The following is a 2,770-nucleotide window of genomic DNA, read 5'->3' on the forward strand; positions in this document are numbered from 1 at the left end:
GCATGTGATGCCACGCCGCCACTGCTGTCTGGAGGGCGCTCCCGGCCGCCTGCGCCCGTTGGGCCCGGTCGTTCCCGGTAGGTGGGGCCAGTGAACGCTCCCGCCCACGAATCCCCACCCTCACCCACCCCGTGTCCCCACTTTCCCCCCTCGGTTCCGAGACGAGTCGTGGAACAGGGGTAACGCACCCGTCGGGCGGGCTCTCACCTGGGCTTTTCCGGTGTTCCGCGTCGCTGGGTGCCGGGGTGCGATCGATAGTGCCCGTGGCGGTGATCACGTCGGGAATTTCCCCCCACCTGGGCCAATCTGCGTTGACCAGCAAGTATTCGGCAAATTGAGGCGCAACACGCCGTTATCCGCCTTGTGAGTGGGGGAAAGTGGGGTACTGTGGTGCGCAGCGGGGAGCGAAGGTGAACCGCCCGGGCATACGGCGTTCGATATCGAACGCGGTGGGAGGTGTCGAGTGTTTCTCGGTACCTACACGCCGAAGCTCGACGACAAGGGGCGGCTCACGTTGCCCGCAAAGTTCCGGGATGCGCTGGCGGGAGGGTTGATGGTCACCAAGGGTCAGGATCACAGCCTCGCGGTGTATCCCCGGGAAGAATTCACCGCTCTCGCACGCAAGGCCGCGGCCGCGTCGAGAAGCGATCCGGAGGCGCGGGCCTTCGTTCGCGGACTGGCGGCAGGTACCGACGAGCAGCACGCAGATGCCCAGGGGCGCATCACCCTCTCGGCAGATCACCGTCGTTACGCGGGTCTCTCCAAGGACTGCGTAGTGATCGGTTCGGTCGATTTCCTCGAGATCTGGGATGCGCAAGCCTGGCAGACCTATGTCGAGGCGAACGAGGAGAACTACTCGCAGGCAACAGGAGTCGCGCTCGGCGAGATCGTCTGAGCGTGAACACGTCCCGGCGAATGCCGCGAGGCCTCTGTCCGACGGAACCCTGACGCACTTCCCCAGCGCCAGGTTTTCATTTCGGGCAGGGACCTCGAAGCATTCGCCACGGCAACTGGCCGACACGAGAAGTTCGAGCAGTGAACCCCGGCACCGGGCTTGTTCACCCGCACCACAGAGCAGGAGCCGGAGGGATCATGGTGGATCACGAGGGGGAAGATTCCTCGCCCGCCGATGGTTTCGGTCACATCCCGGTACTGCTTCACCGCGCTGACGAACTGCTGGGCCCCGCCCTCACCGCGAACGACCCGCAGGGCGGGGGCGCCGTCATGATCGACGCGACCCTCGGCCTCGGCGGGCACTCCGAGCACTTCCTGCGGACCTACCCCCGGCTGAGACTCGTCGCCCTCGACCGTGATCCGCACGCACTGGAGATCGCCGGTGGCCGGCTCGCCCCGTTCGCCGACCGGATCACGTTCGTGCACACCCGCTACGACGGCATCGAGGACGCGCTCACGCAGGCGGGTCTGTCCACGCGGGAGTCGGTGCACGGCATCCTCTTCGACCTCGGTGTCTCCTCGATGCAGCTCGACGAATCGGATCGGGGGTTCGCGTATTCGATCGACGCGCCACTGGACATGCGAATGGACCCGACCACCGGCATCACCGCGGCCGAGGTCCTCAACACGTACAGCCACGGCGACCTCGCGCGCATCCTCAGTACGTACGGCGAGGAGCGCTTCGCGGGCAAGATCGCGTCGGAGGTGGTCCGGCAACGCGCGAAGGAGCCGTTCACGACCAGCGCAGCTCTGGTCGAACTGCTGTACCGCACCATTCCTGCGGCGACCCGCCGTACCGGGGGACATCCCGCGAAGCGGACGTTCCAGGCCCTTCGAGTGGAGGTCAACGGCGAGCTCGATTCACTGCGCGCCGCGGTACCGGCTGCACTCGACGCGTTGACCGTCGGGGGACGCGTCGTGTTCATGTCGTACCAATCCCTGGAAGACCGGGTCGTCAAGCAGGAAATCACTCCCAGGTCCAAGTCGAAGAGCCCGGAGGGGCTTCCTGTCGAACTGCCGGGGATGGGCCCGGAGTTCCGGATCCTCACACGAGGGGCGGAGCGCGCGTCCGAACAGGAAATCGAAGAGAACCCACGATCAGCCCCGGTGCGGTTGCGCGCTGCAGAGAGAATTGCCAGGAGGTCGGCGGCATGACGGTTCAGGTGAGTTCCACCGAGATGCGGCCCGCGCGGGCGGACAACCGGTCGGGCGCGGCTGAACGGGCATACAAGAAGCGCACCCAGCGCGCGGCCGTGCACAACGGATCCGCGATCGCTGTCTCCGGCAAGAACCGCACCGGCACGCTCACCGCCCGCATCCCGTTCGTGGCGACGATCCTCGTTCTGCTTGCGACGGGCCTGGCCGTCACGCTGCTGCTCACGACCCGGTCCGCGGAGGACTCGTACCAACTGAGCGCCGCCCGCGCGCACAACCAGTCGCTCGCGGAGGAGAAGGCGGCGCTCGAGCGTGACGTCGAGACCGCCAACTCCGCCCCGAAACTGGCGGAGGAAGCGGCCAAGCTCGGCATGGTCCCCGCGAACGATCCGGCTCGGCTCGTCGTTCACCCCGACGGCAGCGTCGAGGTCGTCGGAAAACCGGCCCCTGCGTCTGGTGCGCCCGTGCCTCCACTCGACGCGGTCGCCCCGAACACCCAGCGTGGCAACTCCGTGGCTACCGCCCCGAACCGGGGGAGCACCACGCAGTCTCCGCGCGCCACGCCGCAGCCCGGCAATGGCGCGGAGATCCAGGCACAGGGTGAACAATTGGTTCCCGTGATCCCTTCGGCCGCCGCACCGACGACTGCTCCACCCTCCGG

3 protein-coding genes are annotated in these 2,770 nt (G+C 67.3%); all 3 read left to right on the forward strand.

Going from position 1 to position 2,770, the window contains the following annotated elements:
• Positions 1-463: 463 nt before the first annotated feature.
• The gene (mraZ, locus tag ACFU5V_RS26965) at positions 464-895 is read left to right on the forward strand and encodes a division/cell wall cluster transcriptional repressor MraZ (RefSeq protein ID WP_005247637.1); all 432 of its coding nucleotides are present in this window, start codon (positions 464-466) and stop codon (positions 893-895) included.
• A 197-nt stretch (positions 896-1,092) separates the two neighbouring features.
• On the forward strand, positions 1,093-2,109 hold the full coding sequence (gene rsmH, locus ACFU5V_RS26970) for a 16S rRNA (cytosine(1402)-N(4))-methyltransferase RsmH (protein WP_378433781.1): 1,017 nt from the start codon (positions 1,093-1,095) through the stop codon (positions 2,107-2,109).
• Positions 2,106-2,770: hypothetical protein (locus ACFU5V_RS26975; RefSeq protein WP_378703006.1), on the forward strand; the 665-nt coding region annotated here is incomplete at its 3' end. The genes rsmH and ACFU5V_RS26975, both read left to right, overlap by 4 nt.

Origin of the sequence: Rhodococcus sp. NPDC057529, from assembly GCF_042802055.1 — a bacterium.
Classification (GTDB): domain Bacteria; phylum Actinomycetota; class Actinomycetes; order Mycobacteriales; family Mycobacteriaceae; genus Rhodococcus_F.

Bases quoted from the DNA above. Each gene is read 5' to 3' on its own strand.
- rsmH (WP_378433781.1), top strand. From the start codon at position 1,093: ATGGTGGATCACGAGGGGGAAGATTCCTCGCCCGCCGATGGTTTCGGT.